Annotated in this window: 20 protein-coding genes; 12 read left to right on the top strand and 8 right to left on the bottom strand. The window is 60.2% G+C overall.

Annotated features, from left to right (window positions below):
* Positions 1-34 precede the first annotated feature (34 nt).
* The 5 genes from Q0106_RS03370 to Q0106_RS03350 all read left to right on the top strand — a co-directional run bounded on the left by Q0106_RS03370 (position 35) and on the right by Q0106_RS03350 (position 2960).
* On the top strand, positions 35-667 hold the full coding sequence (locus tag Q0106_RS03370) for a hypothetical protein (RefSeq protein ID WP_297608817.1): 633 nt from the start codon (positions 35-37) through the stop codon (positions 665-667).
* A gap of 14 nt (positions 668-681) precedes the next feature.
* Positions 682-1341, top strand: coding sequence for a nicotinate (nicotinamide) nucleotide adenylyltransferase (gene nadD / locus Q0106_RS03365; protein ID WP_297608814.1), 660 nt, complete (start codon positions 682-684; stop codon positions 1339-1341).
* 67 nt (positions 1342-1408) lie between these two features.
* Positions 1409-1804, top strand: coding sequence for a ribosome silencing factor (gene rsfS, locus Q0106_RS03360; RefSeq protein WP_297608812.1), 396 nt, complete (start codon positions 1409-1411; stop codon positions 1802-1804).
* A 6-nt stretch (positions 1805-1810) separates the two neighbouring features.
* On the top strand, positions 1811-2278 hold the full coding sequence (gene rlmH, locus Q0106_RS03355; RefSeq protein WP_297608809.1) for a 23S rRNA (pseudouridine(1915)-N(3))-methyltransferase RlmH: 468 nt from the start codon (positions 1811-1813) through the stop codon (positions 2276-2278).
* Positions 2279-2300: 22 nt separating this feature from the next.
* Positions 2301-2960: a Maf family protein gene (locus tag Q0106_RS03350; RefSeq protein WP_297608806.1), complete on the top strand. Its 660-nt coding sequence runs from the start codon at positions 2301-2303 to the stop codon at positions 2958-2960.
* Here Q0106_RS03350 and Q0106_RS03345 read toward each other — a convergent pair.
* Positions 2927-3256, bottom strand: a complete 330-nt coding sequence (locus tag Q0106_RS03345; protein ID WP_297608801.1) for an FKBP-type peptidyl-prolyl cis-trans isomerase — start codon at positions 3254-3256, stop codon at positions 2927-2929. The genes Q0106_RS03350 and Q0106_RS03345 overlap by 34 nt on opposite strands.
* A 556-nt stretch (positions 3257-3812) precedes the next feature.
* Here Q0106_RS03345 and Q0106_RS03340 point away from each other — a divergent pair.
* The 3 genes from Q0106_RS03340 to Q0106_RS03330 are packed head-to-tail and all read left to right on the top strand — an operon-like array spanning position 3813 to position 9271.
* The gene (locus tag Q0106_RS03340; RefSeq protein ID WP_297608799.1) at positions 3813-7037 is read left to right on the top strand and encodes a DEAD/DEAH box helicase family protein; all 3225 of its coding nucleotides are present in this window, start codon (positions 3813-3815) and stop codon (positions 7035-7037) included.
* 46 nt (positions 7038-7083) lie between these two features.
* Positions 7084-7455 (top strand): hypothetical protein, encoded by a 372-nt coding sequence (locus tag Q0106_RS03335; RefSeq protein ID WP_297608796.1) that lies wholly within the window; start codon positions 7084-7086, stop codon positions 7453-7455.
* 31 nt (positions 7456-7486) lie between these two features.
* The gene (locus tag Q0106_RS03330) at positions 7487-9271 is read left to right on the top strand and encodes a M24B family metallopeptidase (RefSeq protein ID WP_297608793.1); all 1785 of its coding nucleotides are present in this window, start codon (positions 7487-7489) and stop codon (positions 9269-9271) included.
* Positions 9272-9402: 131 nt separating this feature from the next.
* Here Q0106_RS03330 and Q0106_RS03325 read toward each other — a convergent pair whose 3' ends face one another.
* The gene (locus Q0106_RS03325; protein WP_152157374.1) at positions 9403-10239 is read right to left on the bottom strand and encodes a fumarate reductase subunit C; all 837 of its coding nucleotides are present in this window, start codon (positions 10237-10239) and stop codon (positions 9403-9405) included.
* 341 nt (positions 10240-10580) lie between these two features.
* Positions 10581-11231, bottom strand: a complete 651-nt coding sequence (gene upp / locus Q0106_RS03320) for a uracil phosphoribosyltransferase (protein WP_297608790.1) — start codon at positions 11229-11231, stop codon at positions 10581-10583.
* Between the two features lie 127 nt (positions 11232-11358).
* Between upp and Q0106_RS03315 the strand changes: the two genes are divergently transcribed.
* Positions 11359-11928 carry a LapA family protein gene (locus Q0106_RS03315; RefSeq protein WP_297608787.1) on the top strand — a complete coding sequence of 190 codons (570 nt, stop codon included), beginning with the start codon at positions 11359-11361 and terminating at the stop codon, positions 11926-11928.
* A gap of 102 nt (positions 11929-12030) precedes the next feature.
* Here the strand turns inward: Q0106_RS03315 and Q0106_RS03310 are convergent, their stop codons facing one another.
* From Q0106_RS03310 to Q0106_RS03295, 4 genes are all read right to left on the bottom strand, one after another.
* Positions 12031-13029 carry a class 1 fructose-bisphosphatase gene (locus Q0106_RS03310; protein ID WP_297608784.1) on the bottom strand — a complete coding sequence of 333 codons (999 nt, stop codon included), beginning with the start codon at positions 13027-13029 and terminating at the stop codon, positions 12031-12033.
* Positions 13030-13067: 38 nt separating this feature from the next.
* A complete protein-coding gene (gene pepN, locus Q0106_RS03305) occupies positions 13068-15740 on the bottom strand; it encodes an aminopeptidase N (RefSeq protein WP_297608781.1) in 2673 nt (890 codons plus the stop codon).
* Positions 15741-15906: 166 nt separating this feature from the next.
* The gene (locus Q0106_RS03300) at positions 15907-16494 is read right to left on the bottom strand and encodes a NapC/NirT family cytochrome c (RefSeq protein ID WP_139688084.1); all 588 of its coding nucleotides are present in this window, start codon (positions 16492-16494) and stop codon (positions 15907-15909) included.
* Between the two features lie 247 nt (positions 16495-16741).
* Entirely contained in the window at positions 16742-17545 is an 804-nt protein-coding gene (locus Q0106_RS03295) for a TOBE domain-containing protein (protein ID WP_297608774.1), read from the bottom strand.
* 211 nt (positions 17546-17756) lie between these two features.
* Here Q0106_RS03295 and modA point away from each other — a divergent pair, with 211 nt between their 5' ends.
* From modA to modC, 3 genes are all read left to right on the top strand, one after another.
* Positions 17757-18521: a molybdate ABC transporter substrate-binding protein gene (modA, locus tag Q0106_RS03290; RefSeq protein WP_297608771.1), complete on the top strand. Its 765-nt coding sequence runs from the start codon at positions 17757-17759 to the stop codon at positions 18519-18521.
* Positions 18522-18689: 168 nt separating this feature from the next.
* Positions 18690-19385 carry a molybdate ABC transporter permease subunit gene (gene modB / locus Q0106_RS03285; RefSeq protein ID WP_297609142.1) on the top strand — a complete coding sequence of 232 codons (696 nt, stop codon included), beginning with the start codon at positions 18690-18692 and terminating at the stop codon, positions 19383-19385.
* A gap of 17 nt (positions 19386-19402) precedes the next feature.
* The gene (gene modC, locus Q0106_RS03280; protein ID WP_297608766.1) at positions 19403-20503 is read left to right on the top strand and encodes a molybdenum ABC transporter ATP-binding protein; all 1101 of its coding nucleotides are present in this window, start codon (positions 19403-19405) and stop codon (positions 20501-20503) included.
* A gap of 122 nt (positions 20504-20625) precedes the next feature.
* On the opposite strand, the gene purB is transcribed toward modC, so the two are convergent.
* Positions 20626-21993: an adenylosuccinate lyase gene (gene purB / locus Q0106_RS03275; RefSeq protein ID WP_297608763.1), complete on the bottom strand. Its 1368-nt coding sequence runs from the start codon at positions 21991-21993 to the stop codon at positions 20626-20628.
* Positions 21994-22139 lie beyond the last annotated feature (146 nt).

Raw genomic sequence — 22139 nt, 5'->3', positions numbered from 1 at the left:
ATGGTAGGTGTCTCTCATACCTGCTTACTGAGAAATGATCAAGCCATTCTTCACGTCCGCTCTTATTGCTGCGTTTTTTGCTGCGGCCCCCGCCGGAGCTGAAGTGGCGTCGCCCTTCGGCTATCCGTCGACCACGCTTGATGCGCCGGCAACGCTCACGGAACCCGTCGGCGAATTTGTGCAGTTCGGCCGGGAGCCCTTCTTTCTGGGAAGCACCGGCCTCAGGGATGTGGCAGAGCGCTTTCGCGCAGCAAGACTGCGCGAAGGCGCGGGCTATTTCGAGCGCGACCTCGCCTGCTTTACCGGCACCGAAGGCGGCCGGCCGATGATCGTCTGGCTGATCGCGACAGCGTCGAGCGACATCACCGAGGCGCAGATTGAATGGGTAAAGGACGAGCGTGAAGTCCCGCGCACCTGCGGCAGGCTTGAAGCCCGCAATCTTCCGGTTCGACTTGGCCTCACCGGGCTCGGCATGACGGAAAAGGAAGTTGCCGAACATATCGGAAAGCCTTCCCATGAAGACGGCTTCGGATGGAAATTCTGGTTCAGCCAGCGCTTCCTCAAAAATGCTAGGGGCCTCGAGGAGCTTGAACTCAACTGGGTGGGGCTCAAATTCAAGGACGGCCGCGTCGATCGCGGGTTCGCCTCATTCACGCGCAACCCTTAAGGGAGCATTGGATTGTGATACCCCGCGGCATCGGACTTCTCGGCGGCACTTTCGACCCGGTTCATGAGGGACATCTCGCTCTGGCAAGAGCGGCGAAGGATGCGCTCCAGCTGGTGCGGGTGGATTTCCTGCCTGCCGGGAATCCCTGGCAGAAGGATCTCGTTTCTCCGGCTGAGGTGCGTCTCGCCATGCTCGAGCTCGCTTTGGATAAAATGGCGGGCTTTCGAATTGAAACGCTCGAACTCATGCGGCTCGGTCCCACCTATACACGGGTGACGCTGAGGACGCTGAGAAAACGGCTCGGCCCCTCAATTCCGCTCGTGCTCATTCTCGGCGGCGATCAGTGGAAGAACCTTCACACCTGGAAGAACTGGCAGGAACTGGCTCAATATGCCGATCTTGCCGTCTGCCGGCGCGGAGGCGAGGCGCTTGAGGCTTCCCCTCAGGTCGCCGCATGGGCGAAAGACCGGATGACCAGTGCGGAAGAACTCACCGAAGCGCCTGCTGGCAGGATCGCTTTTTTCGACATGGCGCCGCATGAGGCGAGCGCGACGGAAATCCGCCGCGTCATTCGTGCGTATCCCTTTGCCGAGGCAATGAAGAAGGTCGACGGGTGGCTTCCGCTTGAGGTCGCCGCCTACATTCGCTCGGCGTCGCTCTACGGCGCGCGCTGAAGATTTTTTTATACCGGTGCGCCGGCTTCCGGCATGCCGCTTTTCCCTTATTTTTTAAGCAGAACCTATGGAACTCAATCAGCTTGTCGCCACCGCCATTGAGGCGCTCGAAGACGTCAAGGCGCGCGACATCAAGATTTTTAATACCGAAAAGCTGACCGACCAGTTTGAGCGCGTCATCATTGCGTCAGGCTCCTCGAACCGTCAGACCCGCGCGCTTGCCTACGCTGTCTCTGGCGCCGTGAAGGAAGCCGGCGGCGAAGTCCTCGGCATTGAGGGCGGGGATACCGGCGAATGGGTCCTCGTCGACCTTGGAACGGTGGTTGTTCACGTGCTCCAGCCCAATGTGCGCGACTACTACAACCTCGAGGAAATCTGGGGCGGCAAGGAAGTCTTCATTGAAGCGCAGAAGTCGGAGTGCGCTCCGCATCTGATGCCGCACCGCGCTGAAAAGCAGGCTTAATAAGGCATGCGCGTTCTGATTCTTGCTGTCGGGCAGCATATTTCCGACTGGGCGCAGGATGCTGTGCGCGGCTACCTCGGGCGCTTTCCGCGTTCGTGGCGTGTGGAATTAAAGGAAATCCGTACGGAGCCGCGTGCGGGTCAGACGCCCGCAAAGCTCATGCAGCTTGAAGGGGGGCGCATTCTCGAGGCGCTCGAGGAGGACGACTATGTCGTCGTGCTCGACGAACACGGAAAGGACTTCACAACGACGGAGTTCGCGCGGGCGCTCAATGATTGGATGAGCGAATCTTCGCGCGTTGTCTTCGTCATCGGCGGTCCAGACGGACTTGCGCCCGAAGTGAAGGAAAAGGCGAAGCGCCTCATGCGGCTTTCCGCCATGACGATGCCCCATGCGCTTGCCCGGGTATTCCTTGCGGAACAGCTTTACCGCGTCTGGTCGATCGGCGCGGGCCATCCTTACCACCGGGCCTGAAACTTCCGGAAGAGACAGAGCCATGCAGAACTTCATCTACCTTGCCAGCAAGAGCCCGCGCAGGCGGGAGCTTCTCCGCGCTTACGGCTGGGAGCCTCAGGTGCTTTCAGACCCATCCGAGCCGAGAGGCTGGTTTGCCGGCGATGAAGAAGAGCTTCCCGGCGAAACTCCCGCAGACTACGTGCTTCGAACCGCAGTTACGAAGCTGATGGACGGGATTGCGGCGAGAAATGAGCTCGCAGATCCCCGCATGGATGCACCGGTGCTCGCGGCCGATACGGTGGTGAGCCTTGACGGAAGAATTCTCGGCAAGCCGAGGGACCGCGAGGAAGCGGCCCGCTTCATGCGGGCGCTTTCCGGGCGGACCCATGAAGTGCGAACGGCCGTTGCCGTCGGCCGCTCGCGCGAGGACTACAGGGCGCTTGTGGTGCTTTCAAGCGTCGCGATGCGCCCGATATCGGAAGAGGAAATCGGGCGCTACGTGATGACGGACGAACCCTACGACAAGGCAGGCGGCTACGGCATTCAGGGACTTGCCGGCCTTTTCGTCCGGTCCGTCGCGGGAAGCTACACCGGCATCATGGGACTCCCCGTCTGCGAGGCGGCGGAACTCCTCGCTGGATACGGCGTTCCGGCGCCGGCGCTCAATCACCCGATGCCGACCAGCTCGACGTCGAAATAAAGGTCGGCGTTGGGCGGAATGACGCCCGGATAACCCATTTCGCCGTAGGCAAGATGCGCCGGGATGGAAAGGCGGCGCTTGCCGCCTTTTTTGAGGCCGATGAGGCCCTGATCCCAGCCCGGGATTACAAGACCGATGCCGCAGGTGAAGTCAAGCGGGCCTCTGCCTTCGCTTGAGTCAAAAACCGTGCCGTCCTCGAGGCGGCCCGTATAGTGCACGCTTACGGGGTCGCCCGCCTTGACTGCGGGACCGGTGCCGACGACGACGTCTTCGATGATGAGATCCTTGAGAGGCATTTCTGAGGCTCCTTGGCTGAGGGAAAAACGAGCGGAGAGAAATTCGCCGCTCCAGCCTCCATTTTGCCTGCTCGCAGGATGGCCTGAAGAGAGCGAGGGAAAGGAATGCGGATTTGCTAGAATCCCGAACGGCATCTTCACCAGAGGATTGATGCGGCAGCCCCGGATTCGGACGCTCTGACTTTGTCAGGCGCTTTGCAGCGGGCAGGGACAACAAAGAGGGTCTCCATGAGCATCGAGAAATCCTCCCCGATTGCCTCATTCATCCCTTAAGCGCGCGAAGCATCTCCCCTGCGCGCCCAAAAAAATACATTGCCCGGGAGGCCATGAGCGCTTCTCCTTCCGCTTGCCTGAAGGGCGGAATGCCTGCGAGAGCGATAAGCCGCTCTGCCGGAGGGCTTTTTAAAGAATTCATTGACTTCATGCAGTTTCCGGCGCAGCGGATATTCCGGGTGTCTTCGGACTGCATGCCTCCCGGACGGCCCTCGCCCGATTCACTTCCATTGAGTGAGCGAAGGGGGTTTTCAGCCGGTGAGGGCTCAAGGTTGGAACCATCGTGAACCTCTCGAAATTCCATCTGGCTGATTTTTTTCAGCAGAAGCTTAAGAAATGGAACTGGTCTGCGCTTTTGCCGGCTCAGGCTCTGCTTCTGCGCGAATTCCGCGCTGGTCATCCGCATCTGATCTGCGCTCATGGCGGAAGCGGCAAAACGACGGCTGCCCTTCTGGCGATGGCCGAGTATCTCAATCCCGAGAATGATTCCGGCCTCGAGCGCGGACGCGCTCCGCGCACCCTCATCATTACGCCGGGACTCGACATTGCCGCGCGCCTTTGCTGGCGCATGGATGCAATGGTCTATCCGTCGCGCGTCAATACCTTTCCCGCGCGTCCGGGGGAGGACTTCAACCGCAGGCGTCGTGCGCTGGTGGGCGTTGATTTCGTCGCCGGTCCCCCGAGATTCCTTGAGCGCGTCGGAGATGATTTCGGCCTTCGGCTCGACAGCGTCGAGCGCGTCATCGTGGCGTATTTCGAGTACTTTGCCGTCAACGCGGATGAGTTCGAACGGCTGAAGGCGCTTCTCGGAAAACTTCCCCCCGGGGCGCTTAAATCGCTTTGCCTTCTCTCCAACTTCTGGAGCGCCGGAATCGTCAAGGCTGCAGAGGACATCGTTCCCGGCTGCCGGATTTTCCATGAAGGCGCGCGGTATCAGCCGCCCGAAATTTTCGAACGCTTCGACCTGGTTCCGAGAGCGACCAAATACTGTATTTTCTGGACCGACATCTCGAAGCTGCCGGAGGGCTCCCGGATTCTGGTCGTCGTTCCGCATCGCGCCAGAGCTACTGAATTCGAAGAGGCGCTTGGTCAGCTGAATCTGCGCATCATCAACAACAAGCTCCTCTCGGAAGGCTGGACCGGCGTCTCGAGATCGGTATCCCGGGGAACAAAGAGCCGCGTCCTGGTTGCTACGCCCGAGGATCTCAGACACATTCCTCCGGGAACCTTCGAATACGTCTTTGTCATGAATCTGCAGGGGTCTCCTGCGGTTTATGAACGCATTGCGGCGTTTGCCGTGCTGCGGGATCATCCCGGCGAAGTCCGCACCTACATCCACCGCGAGGATTTCAACACCTTTGTCTCGCTTCGCGCTCAGCTTGCCAGAGACCTGCGCTTTGTCCTGCGACAGAAGAAGGGTTCCGGCTTCCCTGATGGTCTGATGGAAACGGAGGAAGACTGCGCCGAGCGGCGGGACGCTGTTATGAGCATAAGCAGCGAGGAGCGCCTCGGCATTGTCTGGGAGCGCCTCAACGCGGATCCTGCAGAAGCAACGGCGGAGGCGCCTGAAGCCGATATCGTGCTTCCTGAAATTCCCGACGCCGCTTATGAAGTTTGCCGGCCGCGGGAGTCGCATCCCGGGGAAGCCTTCCTCTCGGCCTTCGGAGAGGCGCTTGCCAAGGTCGGAAAGACTCCCCGGAAGAAGGAAGCCGCAGCTGCTGCCTCAGCTCCGGCAGCCCCCGAACTTCCGGAATCTCCGGGTTCTTATGAAATCGCACCCGGGGTAACGATCAGGCAAATTCTTGCGCTCTCTGACATCGGCTCCGGCAATAAGCTGCGGGCGGAGGCTCAGGCGGCGCCGGAAGTTTCCGCAGGTGAGTCTGGAGCCCAGCAGGAAGAGACGGAAGAGACGGCTCTTTCTGAAGAACCGGCATCGGCTGATGAGCAGGAAGAACCGTCCGCAGCTTCAGAGGAGCCGGCCTCGGTTGAGGCGCTTTCCGTGGCGGAGCCGCAGGAAGACGAGACGCCCGAAGAGCCCGGAGAATCTGCAAGTCCGGTAGAAACTGAGGAAGCTGAAGAGCCCGAAGAGCCTGAAGCCGCTGAAGAAGATGACGACTTCGAATGGGAAGAGGCCGAGGATGAGGATTCTGCCGACTGGGAAGAGGATGATCTCCCTGAGGAGGAAGACGAATCCGGTGAGTACTCGGATCTGGATGAGGACGATGACTCTGAAGAGTCTGAGGACGGCGAAGGCGAGGATGACGGCTTCTTCGAAGACGAGGCCGATGAATCGCTCGATTCGGACTTCGACGATGAAGACGACGCGGACGATGAGTACGACGAGGATGACGAAGATGACGATGAGGCCGACTCTGAGGCCGAGGACGTCTCGGAAGAAGCGCCTCAGCCTCATCGGCGCACGCTCACGATTCGTTCCGACTATCGTCCGAGCGAAGCGCATGAGCCCACGGTGACCATTACCGAGCCGCTTTCTTCCAATACGGTGGAGCTGCGCGCCGCGCAGGACCGCATGCGCCGGGCCATGAAGGGCGGCGAAAAGCTCACTCATCAGATGGTCGGCAAGCGCGGCACCATTCGACAGTCGAAGCGCCGCCGGGAAGAGCCTATGCCTGAGATGGAAGGCATTCTTCCCGTTCAGCCCGGCGCAAAGCGTCCGGGGCAGAAGAAGTTCGGCCGCGGAACGAAGGACTTTAAGGACAGCCGCCGGAACCCGAACGCAACCCGGTTGAGAAAGCCTCAGAACCAGAACCAAAAGCGCAGGACGCGCCTCGTGAAGGACGTGCCGGCACAGCCCGAGCGGGATGAATTCCGGGATGAGGCGCTGACGGTGCCCCTCGCCGCTGACAATTTCCCGCCCCCTCAGGAAGAAGGCGAAAGAGCGCCGAGGAAGCGCCGCGAGAAGTTCAGAAAGGCGGGCGGACCGAATCTCCGCACGCCCTTCAAGAAGCGCCGCGGCCCCTCGGAAAGGGAGGATCTCCCCATGGAGGCGCTTCCTTCCGAAGCTTGTCCGCAGGAACCCTTCACCGATGCTGCTCCAGCCGGAGAATCTCCGGTTCCTGCAGTCGTGGAGAAAAAGGAGGACGGCGGGAATCGACGCCGCAGGGACTTCTTTAAAAAGAAGAAGACGCCGCGTCTTGCGAAGCCGAAGCCCGCTCAGGGATTCCCGGCAGACGATGGGTTTGAGGATGACGACAATTTCGGCAACTCCATCCACTATCGTCCGCGTCAGCCTAAGAAGCCCTCCGGGCTTTCCTGGCAGAGCTCGGGCGCCTGGGGAAATGATCAGCCGACGACGCTTTCCTTTGCGCAGACGACGCCTGCTGAAGACTTCGACCGTACCGGCATGCGGACGGTTTACGGGAGTACGCCGCCCCTCGAAGGCATGAAGCATGACGGCGGGAAAAAGAAGTTTGGCAAATTCCGTAAATCCGGAAACTTTAAGAAAAAGTTCGGGGCCCGTCCGCCGCGCAAGCCGCGCAGCGAATAACGGTTCGCTTAGAATCGACAAAATTCAGCTTCTCCCGCGTGACGCCATGACGAAACTTAAAGTGAATGCGCTTCTTCTCGCCCTTTCGGGCGCAGCCCTTCTTTCCGGCTGCGCCGCGCCCGGGGGAACGGGAGGAGGAATGACTGCGCGCGGCGGGCACGGCAGTGCCGTCTCGCGGGATCCCCTTCTTGATGCGCCCTATCATTCAGAGGCGACCTGCGTAACGGAACGCCCGGTGACGGTGCTTTCCCGCATGAAGGAAACGCCTCTTGCGTGTGCGGATCTGGGCGTCTCCGCCACGCTTGACGAATTGCGCGATGCCGGCTGGCGCGTGGTGACGCTTGATATCGGGGAAGACAGCGAGAGCGAGCAGCACGTGGGATTCCCCGTCACCGTCATGATCCGCAAGCTTTTCTGATTGCCCGGAACCTTTTAATTTTGGAGTGCCTATGAATTCGAAGAAGGAGGCGCTCGAGCGCCTGCAGCGCTGCCGAGAAGAGATGAGCCGTCTTGGTCTCGCAGGCGTTATTGTTCCGACGGCGGATCCTCATCTTTCCGAGTATGTTCCGGATGACTGGAAGCTCCGTCAGGCGCTCTCAGGCTTCACCGGTAGCGCCGGCACGCTTCTCGTTGCCGAAGGCGCGGCGGCGCTCCTTGCCGACAGCCGTTATTGGGAGCAGGCCGGGGTTCAGCTCCCCGGAGAGATATCTCTTCTCAGGCTCACCCGCGAACCGGTTGAGATGATTGCCGGGTGGTTCGCAGAACACGTTGTTCCCGGAAATGCCGTCGGCGCAGATATGGAGCTCCTCCCGGCAGACTTTGCGCAGAAGCTATCTCACAAGCTCGCGCAGGAAGGATTGGAGCTTAGAGGGAGTTTCCCCGACTGGAAGGTGCTCTGGCCTGAGCGGCCGCTCCCGCGTCTTTCTTCCGTGAGGGAAATGAAGCGCCCGGGAAGGTCGAGAGCGGAAAAGCTTGCTGCCGTGAGAGCGCGCATCCGTGAGGCAGGCGCTTCTGCGGCGCTTTTCACGCTCCTTGATGACGTCGCCTGGACCACGAATCTGAGGGGCGGCGACGTGCCCTGCAATCCGGTCTTCCTCGCAAACCTGCTCGTCAGCGAAGAAGATGCCGTGCTTTTCCTCAATCCTGAGAGACTTCTTCCCGGCGCCGAGGAGCGGCTCATGGACGACGGCATCTCTCTCGCTTCGCCTGAGAAGCTCCCCGAAGTGCTCGGGCGCTGGGCGAAGGAACTGAGGATCCTGGCGGATCCGGAACACACGAATGCAGCGCTTTTCGGGCTGATTCCGGAGGAACGGCGCGTCTCAGGCCCCTCTCCCGTGATGATGCTCAAATGCATGAAGAGTCCGGAAGAAATCGCAGCCATTCGCGAAGCGCATGAACGCGATGCGGTGGCGCTTGCAGAGTTCTACGCCGAGCTCGATGAGCGCCTGACGAAGGGCGAGCGGTTAACGGAAGCGGATTGCGCCCGTATGCTTCATGCATGGCGCGCCAGGGATGATGAATTCTTTGATGAGAGCTTCCCCACCATCGCAGCCTTTGGGCCGAATGCAGCCTTTCCGCACTATGCGACGCCTGCTGAAGGCGGGGCGCGCCTCGAAGGCGACGGGCTTCTCCTCATTGACTCGGGCGGCCAGTATGAATGCGGCACGACCGACATTACGCGCATGACGCCCGTCGGCGCGCCGACGGCGGAAATGAAGCACGACTGCGGTCTTGTGACCCGCGCAATGCTGAGGCTTCTGAAGCTCCGCTTCCCCGAAGGGTCGACAGGCGCCGGCATTGACCTGGCGGCGAGAATCGACCTCTGGTCGGAGGGGCTCGACTTTGGGCACGGTACGGGACACGGCGTCGGCTATGTGCTCAATGTCCACGAAGGACCGGTCACCATCTCGCCGCGCGCCCGGGCGATTCCGCTCGCACCCGGAAATGTGCTCTCGGACGAGCCCGGGCTCTACCGGGCCGGACGCTGGGGGATCCGCGTCGAGAATCTGATGGTCTGCCAAAAGGACATTGAAACGGAATTCGGCAGATTCCTCAGGTTCGATGCGCTCACGATGATGCCGATTGATACGAGAACGCTCCCCGAGCCCTTCGGCGACCTTGCCGACGATCTCAACCGCTTCAATGAGGCGCGGCTTGCCTTCCTGAAGCCCCGCGTTTCCGACCGCTGCCGCCGGTGGCTTGAGCGGGCGGTGAAGCCTGTTAAAGCGGCCTGAGGCACTGAAAGCCCATAAAAAAGCTCCCGTCAAGCCGGAACGACTTACGGGAGCTTTTGTTTCTGCATCGTCTCGTCCCCTCCTTCTGAGAGGAGACGAAAGGAGAACGACGAGCTGTTCTTTACGAAGGATTACTTGGCGTGGTTGTACCAGCTGGCGCCTTCGGAGAACTCATAACGCTGCGTTTCAGCGTTGTTGGCGATCTGTTCAGCACCGATCGAGTAGTTGGTCCACATCGTGATGGAGCCGCCGACGATCATGAGGAGAGCAACGATCAGCATGCCCTTGCGAAGACCGGTGCGGTCGCTGCCGGCGCGCTGGTCCATGATCTTCGTTTCGGGGTTCTTCGCGAAGATGTCCCACTTAACAGCAAGACGATAGAGGCCGATCATGCCGTGCAGTTCCGTGCAGACGAGGAAGATGAACGTGTAGAGGAGGCCGTTGTGATAGGTGTGGACGCCGATGAGGTTGGGGTCAAAGCCGTGCGGATTGACGAGCATGCTCATCAGGTGCGGGAACACGAGGAAGAAGAGGCAGAAGGCCGTGATGAGCTGAACCCACCAGAGGGTCGTGTCTTCGTGATGAACGAGCTTGACGTGCGAGCGGATGTCGTGGAGCTGCTTGTAGGAGGTCGGGAAGCGACGCAGCGCGCAGAACATGTGAACGATCACGCAGAGGAAGATGAAGCCGACGAAGACGACGTGCATCCAGGCATGGTCGGCGCCGTCGAGCCAGACGCCGCCGGAGGTGGCGATCAGGTTGGCGAAGAGGTCCTTGCCGAAGTTCACGGAACCCGTGAAGGCCATGTGGCAGAAGAGGAAGATGCCGAGGATGAGGCCGGTAACGGACTGCGCCACGTCAAGGCGGGCAGTGCACTTGCTCTGGCGCTTGGCATCCTTGAGGCCCACGCCCCAGACATTGTCCGTAGCGGTCGGCGTATGGGAATATTTTTCTTTATCAGTCGCCATTTTCGAATGGTCCTAGAAGTTGGAAAAAGGGGAAATGTCCTGGAGCATTGTCCGGACATGGGATTCGGATCTCTTTGAGCGAATGATGAGCTGTCGGAGCCTCATGCTATTTGATTTTCGTCAATAGATATAGCAGAACGAAACGGCATGTATCTTGCTTCTTAGCTAAAAAATAAGCGTATATACGTATGAAATTGCTTATTTAAACCTTATAGTAACGCCGTAATCAGGGTTAGTACTGAATTTTGATGTTCAAAAAATTAAGCTCGCCGGATGGTGAAGAAGCATAAAAAAAGCCTCCCTGCGAAGGGAGGCGTTCGGGCAAATTTCAGGCCTCTGGATTACTTCGTGCCGAAAATGCGGTCGCCGGCGTCGCCCAGACCCGGAACGATGTAGGCGTTCTCGTTGAGGCGCTCGTCGAGGGCCGCCACATAGAGATCCACATCCGGATGGAGCTTCGAGAAGACCTCGACGCCTTCAGGTGCAGCGACAAGCGCCATGAAGCGGATGCTTTCGCCCGGCACGCCGCGCTTCTTAAGCACGTCCACGGCATGAGCGGCGGAGTAGCCGGTAGCCACCATCGGGTCGACCACGATGAAGGTGCGCCCGTCGAGCTGTGCGGGTAGCTTCACGAGATATTCCACCGGACGATGGTTCTCGTCGCGGTAGAGACCGATGTGCCCCACGCGCGCGGAGGGCATCAGCGTGAGAAGCGCGTCCGACATGCCGAGGCCGGCACGCAGAACCGGAACGATCACGCACTTCTTGCCGGTAAGCATCGGGGACCAGCAGTGGGCGACGGGCGTTTCAACCTCTTCGAGCGCAACGGGGAAATCGCGCGTGAGCTCATAACCCATGAGGAGCGCGAGTTCGGAGAGGAGCTCGCGGAAGTCGCGCGTGCTCGTGCGCTTGTCGCGCATGAGAGAGAGCTTGTGCTGGACGAGCGGATGGTCGACGATATGCAGGCGCGGGAAACGAGGATCGGTCTTCATGGCTTAGGGCTCACACAAATTTCAGAATTGGCGGGAATCGGGCAGAATGCCTTGCGAGTTATTATAGGAAGGCGCCGGGCTCTGCCGTATGACGCCCGTTTTTTGCCCAAATTCAATGGAGTTCAACGTGAAGCTTCGCACTCTCGGCATGATGCTCATCCTCGTGCTTCTTGCCGTGTTTCTGATCATCAATTGGTCGGCGCTTTCGCAGGAAACGACGGTCAATCTCGTCTATACCGAAATCACCGCGCCGCTCGGCATCATTGTCGTGGTAGCTTTTGCCGCCATCATTGCGCTCCTCATGATCTACACGATCTGGCAGCAGGCGAGCGTCGTGATGGAAATCCGACAGGCGCATAAGGAAGCCCGCATCGCCCGCCAGGCGGCGGAGGATGCCGACAAGAGCCGCATTACGGAGCTCGGCAAGGACATGCGCGCGCGCATGGATCAGCTCGAAGCCCTGATGGTTGCCAAGACCGAGGAGCTCAATAAATTCATGAAGGAGCGCGGCGACCAGCAGGACCGCGAGCTTGCGCTCCTGCGCGACCAGCTGAAGGAAGAGCAGGCCGCGCAGCGCAATGCCGTTTCTGAAAGGCTTCTCGACATCGACAAGAAGGTTTCGAACGTGCTTCCCGCCACCGAAGGCGAAGTGAAGGACGAAAAGAAGAAGAAGGAACTTTTCGGCGAACTCTTCTGACTGCCTGCCGTAAAACGGATGCTTGAACGCTGAAGCAAAAAAAGTGCCCCGCCTGAGTGAATCTCAGCGGGGCATTTCAATTTGGCTCAAGGGCTGGTTGGGTTAGGCCTTGTGGTAGCCCGTCACGGTTTCGACCTCTTCGGCAGCGCCGAGGAACACCGCCACGCGTTCGTGGATGCTCGTCGGGACGATGTCGCGGATGCGTTCATGGCCGTTCGTGGAGGCGCCGCCCGCATTCTCCATGAGCATCGACATGGGATTGGCTTCATAGAGGAGACGGAGCTTGCCGGCGCGCTCGGGGTTTCTCGAGTCGCGCGGATACATGAAGATGCCGCCGCGCATCAGGATGCGGTGCACTTCGGCAACCATGGCCGCGACCCAGCGCATGTTGTAGTTCTTGCCGCGCGGACCGTCCTTGCCCTGAAGGAGTTCGGAGATGTAGCGCGCGACCGGCGCTTCCCAGAAGCGCTGGTTCGACATGTTGATCGCAAATTCCTTGGCTTCGCGCGGAACGCGCACGTTTTCCTTCGTGAGGCGGAAGGTGCCCGTCACGTCGTCGAGCGTGAAGAGGAAGACGCCGCGGCCGAGCGTAAGGGCAAGAATCGTCTGCGGGCCGTACATGCAGTAGCCGGCCGCCGTAAGGTTTCTGCCGGGCTGCAGGAAGTCCTGAGGCGCAGGGACGCGCTTCGGGCGTTCGGCCGGCAGGATCGCGAAGATCGAGCCGATCGAGACGTTGATGTCGATGTTGCTCGAGCCGTCAAGCGGGTCGAAGCAGGCGAGATAGGGCCCGAGAGGGAGTTCCTCGGGGACGGCGATGGGTTCGGGAACCTCCTCGCTCACCATGCCGCAGACGGCGCCGGTGCGGGCGACGGCTTCAACAAAGATGTCGTTCGAAATGATGTCGAGCTTCTTTTGCTCTTCACCCTGCACGTTTTCGCTGCCGGCAAGGCCGAGCACTCCCGCGAGGGCGCCTTCGCGGACCTTGGCGGAAATTTCCTTGCAGGCCTCGGAGATGCCGATGAGAAGACGGGTGAGAACCGGGTCGGAACCGGCGAGCGCTTCCTCGCGCGAGAGGAATTCCTGAAGTGAAAGGGGAGTCACAACAATGTTTCCTTTAGGAAGAATGAAGGGAAGAAAGGTCAGAGCGGGTTGCCGAGCGCCTTCTCGATGATTTCGGCCACATTGGGCGAGAGTTCGCTGCGCTTGGCTTCAACCGACTCGAGGGCGGCATGCATCTTTTCGGCAAGTGCGGGGGTGTAGCGGCGCCAGTTGTCGAGCGAGCGCGCCACGCGGGCGGCAACCTGCGGATTGATGCGGTTGAGTTCGAGCACCATTTCGGCCCAGAAAGCGTAGCCCGATCCGTCGGCGAGATGGAATTCGGACGGATTCTGCTGGAAGTACCCGAGAAGAAGCGCATAGACGTTGTTCGGGTTCTTGAGCGAGAAGAACGGGCAGCGCGTCAGCTCGCGCACGCGCTCGAGCACGCGTGCTTCGCCCGGGAACGAGGGAGCGGTCGCCTGAATCGTGAGCCACTTGTTGATGAGAAGCGGCTCGTGATACCAGGCCTTGAGGGCGTCGACCTCCATATCCTGCTTGGCGGGCGTCTGGGAGTTCGCCATCATGTGAAGCGCCGCGAGCTTGTCCGTGAGGTTGTTGGCCGTCATGAACTGATCCTTGATCATGATGGCGGCGCGCGGAGAGCCGGCTGCATGCGCATAGCCGAGGGCGAGGTTGCGCAGCGCCCTCTTTCCGGCCTTTTCGGGGGTCGGCTCGTAGGGGCCTTCAACGATGTTTGCCTGCGCCGTTTCAAGGAAGGCGGAAATGTTCTTTTCGCCGATCGCCTGACGTACGGCAATCCAGCCGGCATGAACGGCATGCGGGTCAATGAGCGGATCCTCTTCGGCAACGAGCTTTTCGCCCGGCATCGTGAGCGCCACGGCCTTGAAGGCGGGGGAGAGATTCTCGTCGCGCAGGATCTTCGAGGCGGCGCTGATGACGAGAGGCGAAACGTCTTCCGGCGTCTTCAGAAGGCGCGCGCGGGTCTGGGCGTGAACGGCGTCGATGAGAAGCCGGTTCATGGCATCCCAGCGGTTGAAGGGATCCGGATCATTGGCGGCGAGGAAGGCGAGCTCTTCCTGCGAGAGGCCGGCATCGAGAATGATGGGGGCCGCAAAGCCGCGGTTGAGCGAAACGACGGGCTGCTCCTCAAGGCCGCCGAAGACGAATTCGGTCGTTTCGTCCGTGAGTTCGAACATGCGGGTGCCGGCTGCGGGGGCTTCGTCCTCATCAGCGAGCTGCACGGGCATTTCCTCGCCGCGGCTGTTGAGGAAGGCCACGGGGAAGGGAATGAGGAAAGGCTTCTTTACGGACTGACCGGGCGTCGGGGGCGTCGACTGGCGAACGCTCAGCGTGAGTCTGTGATTCACCTCATCCCAGTGTCTGCGGACGGTAACGCGCGGCGTGCCTGCCTGCGAATACCAGTTGGTGAATTCCGAGAGGTCGCGCCCGGAAGCCTCGGCCATGGCGTTGATGAAGGCTTCGCACGTGACGGCATGGCCATCGTTCTTGGCGATGTAGAGGTCGAAACCCTTTCTGAAGGTTTCGCGGCCGAGGAGCGTCTGGAGCATGCGGATCACTTCCGCGCCCTTTTCGTAGACGGTGCTCGTGTAGAAGTTGTTGATGTTCTGGTAGCTCTCGGGACGGATCGGGTGCGCCATCGGGCCCGCGTCCTCCATGAACTGCGCCGCGCGCAGGACGGAAACGTCGCGGATGCGCTGCACGGCGCGGGCAGAAGGTTCTCCCAGCATGTCGGCCGAGAATTCCTGATCGCGGAAGACCGTGAGGCCTTCCTTCAGCGTGAGCTGGAACCAGTCGCGAAGCGTGACGCGGTCGCCCGTCCAGTTGTGGAAGTATTCGTGGCCGACGACGCCCTCAATGCGCAGGTAGTCGCTGTCGGTCGCGACCTTGGGGTTCGCAAGCGCGCAGCGCGAATTGAAGATGTTGAGGCCCTTATTCTCCATCGCGCCGAAGTTGAAGTCGTTCGTCGCGACGATCTTGAAGTCGTTGAGGTCGAGCTCAAGCCCCCAGCGTTCCTCGTCCCAGCGGATGGCGCGCTTGAGGCTTTCAAGCGTGTGTTCAGTCTTGTCGAGATCCTGCGGATCAACCCAGACGGAAAGATCCACCGTACGGCCGTCCTTGAGGCTGAACTTCGAGGCGCGCGAGACGAGCTTGCCGGCGACGAGCGCAAAGAGGTAGCAGGGCTTCGGGAACGGGTCGACGTAGGTGACTTCGCGGCGGCCGTCCTCAAGCATGCGGTCGTCGGTCAGGTTGCCGTTCGAGAGCATGACGGGATAGTCCTCCGTGGAGCCGCGGATGACGGTTGTGTAGCGGGCGAGAACGTCCGGACGATCCTCGAAGAAGGTGATGCGGCGGAAGCCCTGGGCTTCGCACTGGCTCATCAGGTTGACGCCCGAAGCGTAGATGCCCGAAAGCGCGGTATTGGCTCTGGGGCTGAAGGTATTCACGATTTCGAGCTTCTGAGCGCTCTTGATGCCGGGAATGGCAAGGCCGCCGCTTTCGATCTTGTATTCGCCGTCCTTGAGTTCACGGCCGTCGAGCGAAACGGATCCGAGCGAGATGTCTTCGCCGTTCAGAAAGAGCGGCGGATCCTTTTCAGTGCATTCGGGATTGGGCCGAACCTCAAGCGTGCTTTTGACAAGCGTTTCCTCGGCGTTGAGGTCGAATTCGAGCCGGATGGTGTCGATGAGATGCGTCGGCGCGCGATAGTCGCCGCGATAAATGGTCTTGGCCATGTGCTTCATGCAAAAAAAGCGGGGGACAATCCCCGCGAAGGAATGATGGAGCAGATTTTAAGGCGCGCCGGGCCGCACGGGCCAAGATCGCCGGGCAAACAAAAAGCCCGGCGCCTCTCAGTGAGGATCCGGGCTTTTGGGGTTTCAGGCACGAGCCTTGAAGCGATTACTTCTTGGCGGTGTCGAACTTGAGGATGTAGCCGTAGTTGTGGCCGGCGGTCGGATGGCAGGCGAGGCAGTCGACATTCTTAGCCTCGGGGCCCATGTGGCGATGGATTTCGCCGAGCATCGGACGCTTCGGATCGTACATGCGGGCCACGTCATGGCAGCCGCGGCAGGAGGCCCAGTTGCGGTCCATCATCTGAGCGTGGACGGCTTCAGCCATTTCCTGGCGCATTTCAATCTGCTTTTCCGGGGTGTTGAGGTGGCCGGCGATTTCGCCGAAGAGCGACTTCGAGCCGGCGATGGCCTTGTCGATCAGCAGAGCCGTGTAGTCGATCGGACCGGCGAAGTGGTTCGATTCATTCTTGAGGTGGCAGTCCGAGCAGCCGGCAGTGGCGCCGGAAGCCGTACGGAAGTGGTCGCCCTTCTGATAGGCAACGTAGGTGGCGTCCATCGAGTGGCAGAATTCGCCGCAGAACTTTTCAGTGCCGGCCCAGTGAACAACAGACGTGAGCACGCCGACGAACACGATGCCGATAGCAACGCCGACAACGCACCAGAGAGCAAGGTACCAGGGGCTATCTTTTTTCATTTTGTAAACCTGTCTTTATTAGGGGATCGGTCAGCTTCCTGAAACGATTCGGGTCTGGCGTGCGCCTGTAAAGGAAGCTGCAGAAAAAATGAAGCAATAAAGCCTTCATTTTTACTAGCCTGCAATGATATGCAACCAAGTGTAAGAGCGGGGCTTAAGAATTTGATAATCATCAATCAGCCAAATAATCCGGCCGATTTGTTCGATTTTTCTGAACTCTTTTGGCTGCTCGTCGCGTTTGCTGCGTTCAGGAGGCGAGGCCGATCACGATGACGGAGGGCGGGAGCGACGCCACAGCCTTCTGATGAAGCTTGAGGCCGTGCCCGGAGCGCGCAAACCCGACGATGACGAGCCCGGAAGGAAGGCGGATCGAGCATTCGCCGCCTTTATTGGCGCGCTCGCTGCGGATGACTTCGCCCACGATAAGGTTGGCGTGCGAGCGGGCGTCATTATTTTCATCCGGGAAATCCGCGGAAATTTCGATCGATGTGGCCTTGGCGAGCGCAAGGACCTCCATGCCGGGGCGCAGGCCGAGGAGCTGAGCGGATTCCTTCGTGACGGAGGCGCGGATGAGGTGCGTGTCGTCGATGCGAAGAATGAGCTTCACGAGGGCGGAGCCGATCTTGAGCGTTTCAATCGTTGCCGGGAACTGATTGCGCATGGAAGTCTGAAGGCTCGCGGCTGTGACGCGCGCGAGGCGGCTCCCGTCATTCTTCTCGGGCGAATCCTGAATATGCGCAAAGCGGTCGAGCACGCTGCGGCGCGCCCGGGAGAGTTCGTCGGCGAGATCGAGCACCATGCGGCCGGTTTTCGTGAGCTTCGTGCCGCCGCCGTGGGCGCCACCGACGGCTTTCTCCACGAGGGGGGTTCCCGCGAGGTTCGTGAGCGTATCAATCGCCTGCCAGGCGGCCTTGTAGCTTACGCCTGCACTTCGCGCGGCTTCCGAAATGGATCCCACATCTGCAATGCGTCGAAGGATGTCGATGCGCTTGTCGGTCTGCTCGGAAAGAATGCCGGCGAGAACGGACGGGTCAGCGGGTTCTTCAGACATATCGGGATCCAGAAAAACAGGTTGAGGAAGAACTTGATTATCTGTCACAACATCGCTATTCTGCAAAGGAATAACGAACGCTGTTTCAAAAATGAATAGCGCTTCGTCACCTTCAGTCCCCCGGCATCGGGCGCTTTCCGTGCGCCTGCGGTCATGAATTTCTCGACCGGCTTTGCCCGGGAGAGCCCCGATTTCTGAAAAAGAGAATCCAATGAAGAAGTTTGTTTTTGCGGCCGCTGCCGCCATCGCTGCCTCCGCTGCTTTTGCCGTGAGCGCGGAGGAAGTTCATGTGGCGGTTGCCGCCAACTTCACCGCCCCGGCGAAGGATCTTCAGCCGATCTACGAAAAGGCGACGGGCGACAAGCTTGTGCTTTCCTTCGGCGCTACGGGCGCTTTCTATGCGCAGATCAAGAACGGCGCTCCCTTTGATGTTCTCCTTGCCGCCGACGCGAAGACGCCGGCCAAGGCCATCAAGGAAGGCTACGGCGTGGCCGGCACTTCCTACACCTATGCGGTGGGCAAGCTCGTTCTCTGGTCGTCCGACGCGAACCTCGTGAAGAACGACGTTGCTTCCGTGATCAATTCCGCCGCCGTGAAGCATGTTGCCATCGCGAATCCGAAGCTCGCGCCCTACGGCGAAGCCGCCTACCAGACGCTCAAGTCTCTCGGCCTCGAAAAGGCTGCCGAGCCGAAGACCGTTCTCGGCGACAACATCGGCAAGACCTTCCAGTTCGTGAAGACGGGCAATGCCGAAGCGGGCTTCATCGCTCTCTCGCAGTGCTTCAAGGGCGGCAAGTTCACCTCGGGTTCGGGCTACGTGATCCCGCAGGAGCTCTACAGCGAAATCAAGCAGGATGCGGTGCTCCTCAAGGCCGGTGAAAAGAATGAAGGCGCCAAGCGCTTCCTCAAGTTCCTGAAGGAAAGCAAGGAAGCGACCGACGTTCGTACCGCCTACGGTTACGGCACGGCTAAGTAACCGTTTGATTTCTCCGGCAAGCTGCTTTGCCGGAGGTACAGTTTTCAGCGTTCTTGAGACGGACGCCTACTTTACCCGGAGGGGGCCTTCCCAGGCTCTCTCCGGCTTTTCATTATTCCGGGAAGCCGCTTTAGGCTTATTTTCTGCCCGGATCACTGAGGGGCTCAAATCGTGGAATGGTTTCTGGACCTCGTTGACGGCATTTCTCTCGAGCCTGTCGCGCTCTCTCTCGAGCTTGCCTTTGTTACGACCTGCATACTTCTCGTGCTGGGTCTCCCGCTTGCCTGGTGGCTCGCGCGTGCAAGAAGCCGCTGGTGTTCGGCGGTGAATGCCGTCGTGACGCTTCCGCTCGTGCTGCCTCCTTCCGTTCTGGGCTTCTACATACTCGTAGCGCTCGGACCTCACGGTCCTCTGGGAGCGCTCACGGAGTCCCTCGGTCTCGGCGTTCTCAACTTCAGCTTCTCCGGCCTCGTCATCGGTTCAGTCGTTTATTCGCTTCCCTTCATGGTGCAGCCCCTCGTCACAGCTTTTGAAGGCATCGGCGAGCGTCCCATGGAAGTGGCGGCGACGCTCCGCTGCCGGCCGTTCGACGCCTTCCTCCATGTGGTGATGCCTCTTGCGCGTCCCGGAATCATCACGGGCGTTCTCATGACGTTCGCGCACACCATCGGCGAATTCGGCGTCGTGCTGATGATCGGCGGCAATATTCCGGGGAAAACCCAGGTGGTTTCGACTGAGATCTACACCTACGTTGAGGCGATGGAATACTCGAAGGCGCATGTGCTTGCGGGCGGCATGCTCATCTTCAGCTTCATTGTTCTCATGACGCTCAATCTTCTCAACAAGAGAACGGCAGAGGCCTGACGGGAGGGATGGTCAGCATGACTCAGGAACATTTCGGCGAAGTGCGCCTTCATCTTGCCCGCAGCACGGGCTTCACGCTGGAAGCGGACATCAAGGTTCCGGGCGAAGGGATTACGGTGCTTTTCGGACCCTCGGGCTGCGGGAAGACAACGGTTCTGCGGTGCGTCGCGGGTCTTGAGCGCGCAGAGGGACTCGTGCGGATCGGCAATGAAGTCTGGCAGGACGACGCGAAGCGCATCTTCCGCCCGACCTATGAACGCAGTCTCGGCTATGTGTTTCAGGAGGCGAGCCTCTTCGCGCACCTGAATGTTGAAAAGAACCTTACCTTCGGGCTCGAGCGCACGAAGGTTCCTGACGGCAGAAAGCGCCTTGATGAAGCCGTTGAGCTTCTCGGCATCGGTCATCTTCTGAAGCGCCGCGTTTCCGAACTCTCCGGGGGCGAGCGTCAGCGTTGCGCTATTGCCAGGGCGCTCTGCCTGCGGCCCGACATCCTTCTCATGGACGAACCTCTCGCGGCGCTCGATTTTGCGAGAAAGCGTGAAATTCTTCCCTGGCTTGAAAAGCTCAAGAATGAACTCCAGGTCCCGATCCTCTACGTGACGCATTCGTCCGACGAGATGGCTCGGCTTGCCGACAATCTCGTTCTGATGGCCGAGGGCCATGTGCGGGCATCCGGTCCCCTCGCTGAAGTGCTCGGCAACGTCAGGCTTCCCGTGGACATGGAGGAAGGTGCGGCCGTGGTGCTCGAGGGCACGGTCGAAAGCATTTCGTCCGAATGGCGCTCCGCCATGATCCGTACCGACGGCTGGGTTCTGGACGCTGTCGCCGGGAATGTCCCCAAAGACGCAAAGCTTCGCCTCCGGGTTCTCGCGAGGGACGTGAGCATTGCGCTCGAAAAGCCCGAGAACCTTTCCATCCGCAATGCGCTTCCTGCAGCAGTTGAGGAAATCGGCGAGCCCTGCGGGCCCGAGAACGCCTATCAGATCGTGAAGCTCAGGAGCCGCGGCGGCAGGGACGTGCTTCTCGCGCGGATTCTGAGAGAGTCGACCGCTGCGCTCGGGCTGCGGCCGGGGCTTCCGGTCTGGGCGCTCGTGAAGGCAACGGCCGTCATCGCCTGAGTTTGAGAAAAGCAGAAAGAGAAAAGGCAGGCACCCGGGAAGGATGACCTGCCTTTTTCGCTCAGGCGTCTTGCCCGGAGCGCCTTTCGAATGACGCTCCGGAGAGAAGCCCTCTAGAGTGATCAGCAGCGGCGGGCGAGTTCGCGGGCCTTGCCGATATAGGTGGCGGGCGTGAGCTCCATGAGGCGCGCCTTGGCGTCGGCCGGAATCTCGAGGCCTTCGATGAAGGTGCGGATGGTGGTTTCGTTGATGCCGTCCTTGCCGCGCGTGAGGGCCTTCAGCTGTTCATACGGATGCGGAACGCCGTAGCGGCGCATCACGGTCTGAACGGCTTCGGCGAGGACTTCCCAGGCGGCGTCGAGATCGCGGGCGATCATGGCTTCATTCACCTGGAGCTTCCCGAGGCCGCGCTCGAGGGCGCTGTAGCCCACGAAGGAATAGCCGAAGGCAACGCCGAGGTTGCGAAGCACCGTCGAGTCCGTCAGGTCGCGCTGCCAGCGGGAGATCGGGAGCTTCCCGGCGAGGTGGCCGAGAACGGCGTTGGCAAGACCGAGGTTCCCTTCGGAATTCTCGAAGTCGATCGGGTTCACCTTGTGGGGCATCGTCGAGGAGCCGACTTCGCCTTCCTTCAGCTTCTGGCGGAAGAAGTGCATGGAGATGTAGCCCCAGACGTCGCGGTCGAAGTCGATGAGAATCGTGTTGGCGCGCTCGATCTGCATGAAGAGCTCGGCCATGTAGTCATGGGGCTCGATCTGGATCGTGTGCGTATTGAAGGTGGCGCCGAGGCGTTCCTCGACAACCTTCCTCGAGAAGGATTCCCAGTCGAAGTCCGGGTAGGCGATGAGGTGCGCGTTGTAGTTGCCGACGGCGCCGTTCATCTTGGCGTAGATCTTCACGTTTTCGATCGCTTCAATCACGCGGGCGAGACGGACGGCAACGTTCGCGAATTCCTTGCCGACGGTCGTCGGGGAAGCCGTCTGGCCGTGGGTGCGCGAGAGCATCGAAATATCGGCCCAGGCGTGCGCGTAGTTCGCGATGATGCCGTGGATGCGCCTGAGGAAGGCCACGAGTTCGGCACGGCCCCTGATGAGCATCAGCGCATGGCTCGTGTTGTTGATGTCCTCCGAGGTGCAGGCAAAGTGCACGAATTCAGCGGCGCTTCTCAGCTCGTCGTCATGCTCGACCTGGCCCTTGATCCAGTATTCGACCGCCTTCACGTCGTGATTGGTGGTCTTTTCAATCGTCTTGACGGCTTCGCAGTCTTCGAGAGAGAAGTTGTCGGCAAGGCCGCGCAGGAACGCCTTCCCGTGGTCCGAAAGGTGCGGGAGTTCCGCAAAGCCGGCTTCGGAAAGCGCAATCAGCCATTCGACTTCAACGCGAACGCGCGCGTTCATGAAGGCATATTCGGAGAAGATGCCGCGCAGGGAGTCGCACTGGCGGGAATAGCGGCCGTCGAGCGGGGAAAGAGCGGTAAGAGGATTAAGCGCCATGGCGGATAAGTCTCGATGAAGAAAGAAAAATCTTGGGTTCGATGACGTACGCCGGGGTTGAGGGAACTCATCCGGCAAAAGTCAGGGTTCGAGAAAATCCCGCAATTTTAGTGCGTTCAATCCTCTGAGAGGTTTCCCGGAAGGGC

Source organism: uncultured Sutterella sp., from assembly GCF_937923675.1.
In the GTDB taxonomy this organism is placed as follows: domain Bacteria; phylum Pseudomonadota; class Gammaproteobacteria; order Burkholderiales; family Burkholderiaceae_F; genus Sutterella.
Note: the sequence above shows the minus strand (reverse complement) of the source record. Positions and strands in the feature narration are given on the sequence as shown.

Excerpts from the sequence above, each read along its gene's own strand:
- Q0106_RS03370 (WP_297608817.1), top strand. The coding sequence starts at position 35 with ATGATCAAGCCATTCTTCACGTCCGCTCTTATTGCTGCGTTTTTTGCT.
- rsfS (WP_297608812.1), top strand. The coding sequence starts at position 1,409 with ATGGAACTCAATCAGCTTGTCGCCACCGCCATTGAGGCGCTCGAAGAC.
- rlmH (WP_297608809.1), top strand. The coding sequence starts at position 1,811 with ATGCGCGTTCTGATTCTTGCTGTCGGGCAGCATATTTCCGACTGGGCG.
- Q0106_RS03350 (WP_297608806.1), top strand. The coding sequence starts at position 2,301 with ATGCAGAACTTCATCTACCTTGCCAGCAAGAGCCCGCGCAGGCGGGAG.
- Q0106_RS03345 (WP_297608801.1), bottom strand. The coding sequence starts at position 3,256 with ATGCCTCTCAAGGATCTCATCATCGAAGACGTCGTCGTCGGCACCGGT.
- Q0106_RS03335 (WP_297608796.1), top strand. The coding sequence starts at position 7,084 with ATGACGAAACTTAAAGTGAATGCGCTTCTTCTCGCCCTTTCGGGCGCA.
- Q0106_RS03330 (WP_297608793.1), top strand. The coding sequence starts at position 7,487 with ATGAATTCGAAGAAGGAGGCGCTCGAGCGCCTGCAGCGCTGCCGAGAA.
- Q0106_RS03325 (WP_152157374.1), bottom strand. The coding sequence starts at position 10,239 with ATGGCGACTGATAAAGAAAAATATTCCCATACGCCGACCGCTACGGAC.
- upp (WP_297608790.1), bottom strand. The coding sequence starts at position 11,231 with ATGAAGACCGATCCTCGTTTCCCGCGCCTGCATATCGTCGACCATCCG.
- pepN (WP_297608781.1), bottom strand. The coding sequence starts at position 15,740 with ATGGCCAAGACCATTTATCGCGGCGACTATCGCGCGCCGACGCATCTC.
- Q0106_RS03300 (WP_139688084.1), bottom strand. The coding sequence starts at position 16,494 with ATGAAAAAAGATAGCCCCTGGTACCTTGCTCTCTGGTGCGTTGTCGGC.
- Q0106_RS03295 (WP_297608774.1), bottom strand. The coding sequence starts at position 17,545 with ATGTCTGAAGAACCCGCTGACCCGTCCGTTCTCGCCGGCATTCTTTCC.
- modA (WP_297608771.1), top strand. The coding sequence starts at position 17,757 with ATGAAGAAGTTTGTTTTTGCGGCCGCTGCCGCCATCGCTGCCTCCGCT.
- modC (WP_297608766.1), top strand. The coding sequence starts at position 19,403 with ATGACTCAGGAACATTTCGGCGAAGTGCGCCTTCATCTTGCCCGCAGC.
- purB (WP_297608763.1), bottom strand. The coding sequence starts at position 21,993 with ATGGCGCTTAATCCTCTTACCGCTCTTTCCCCGCTCGACGGCCGCTAT.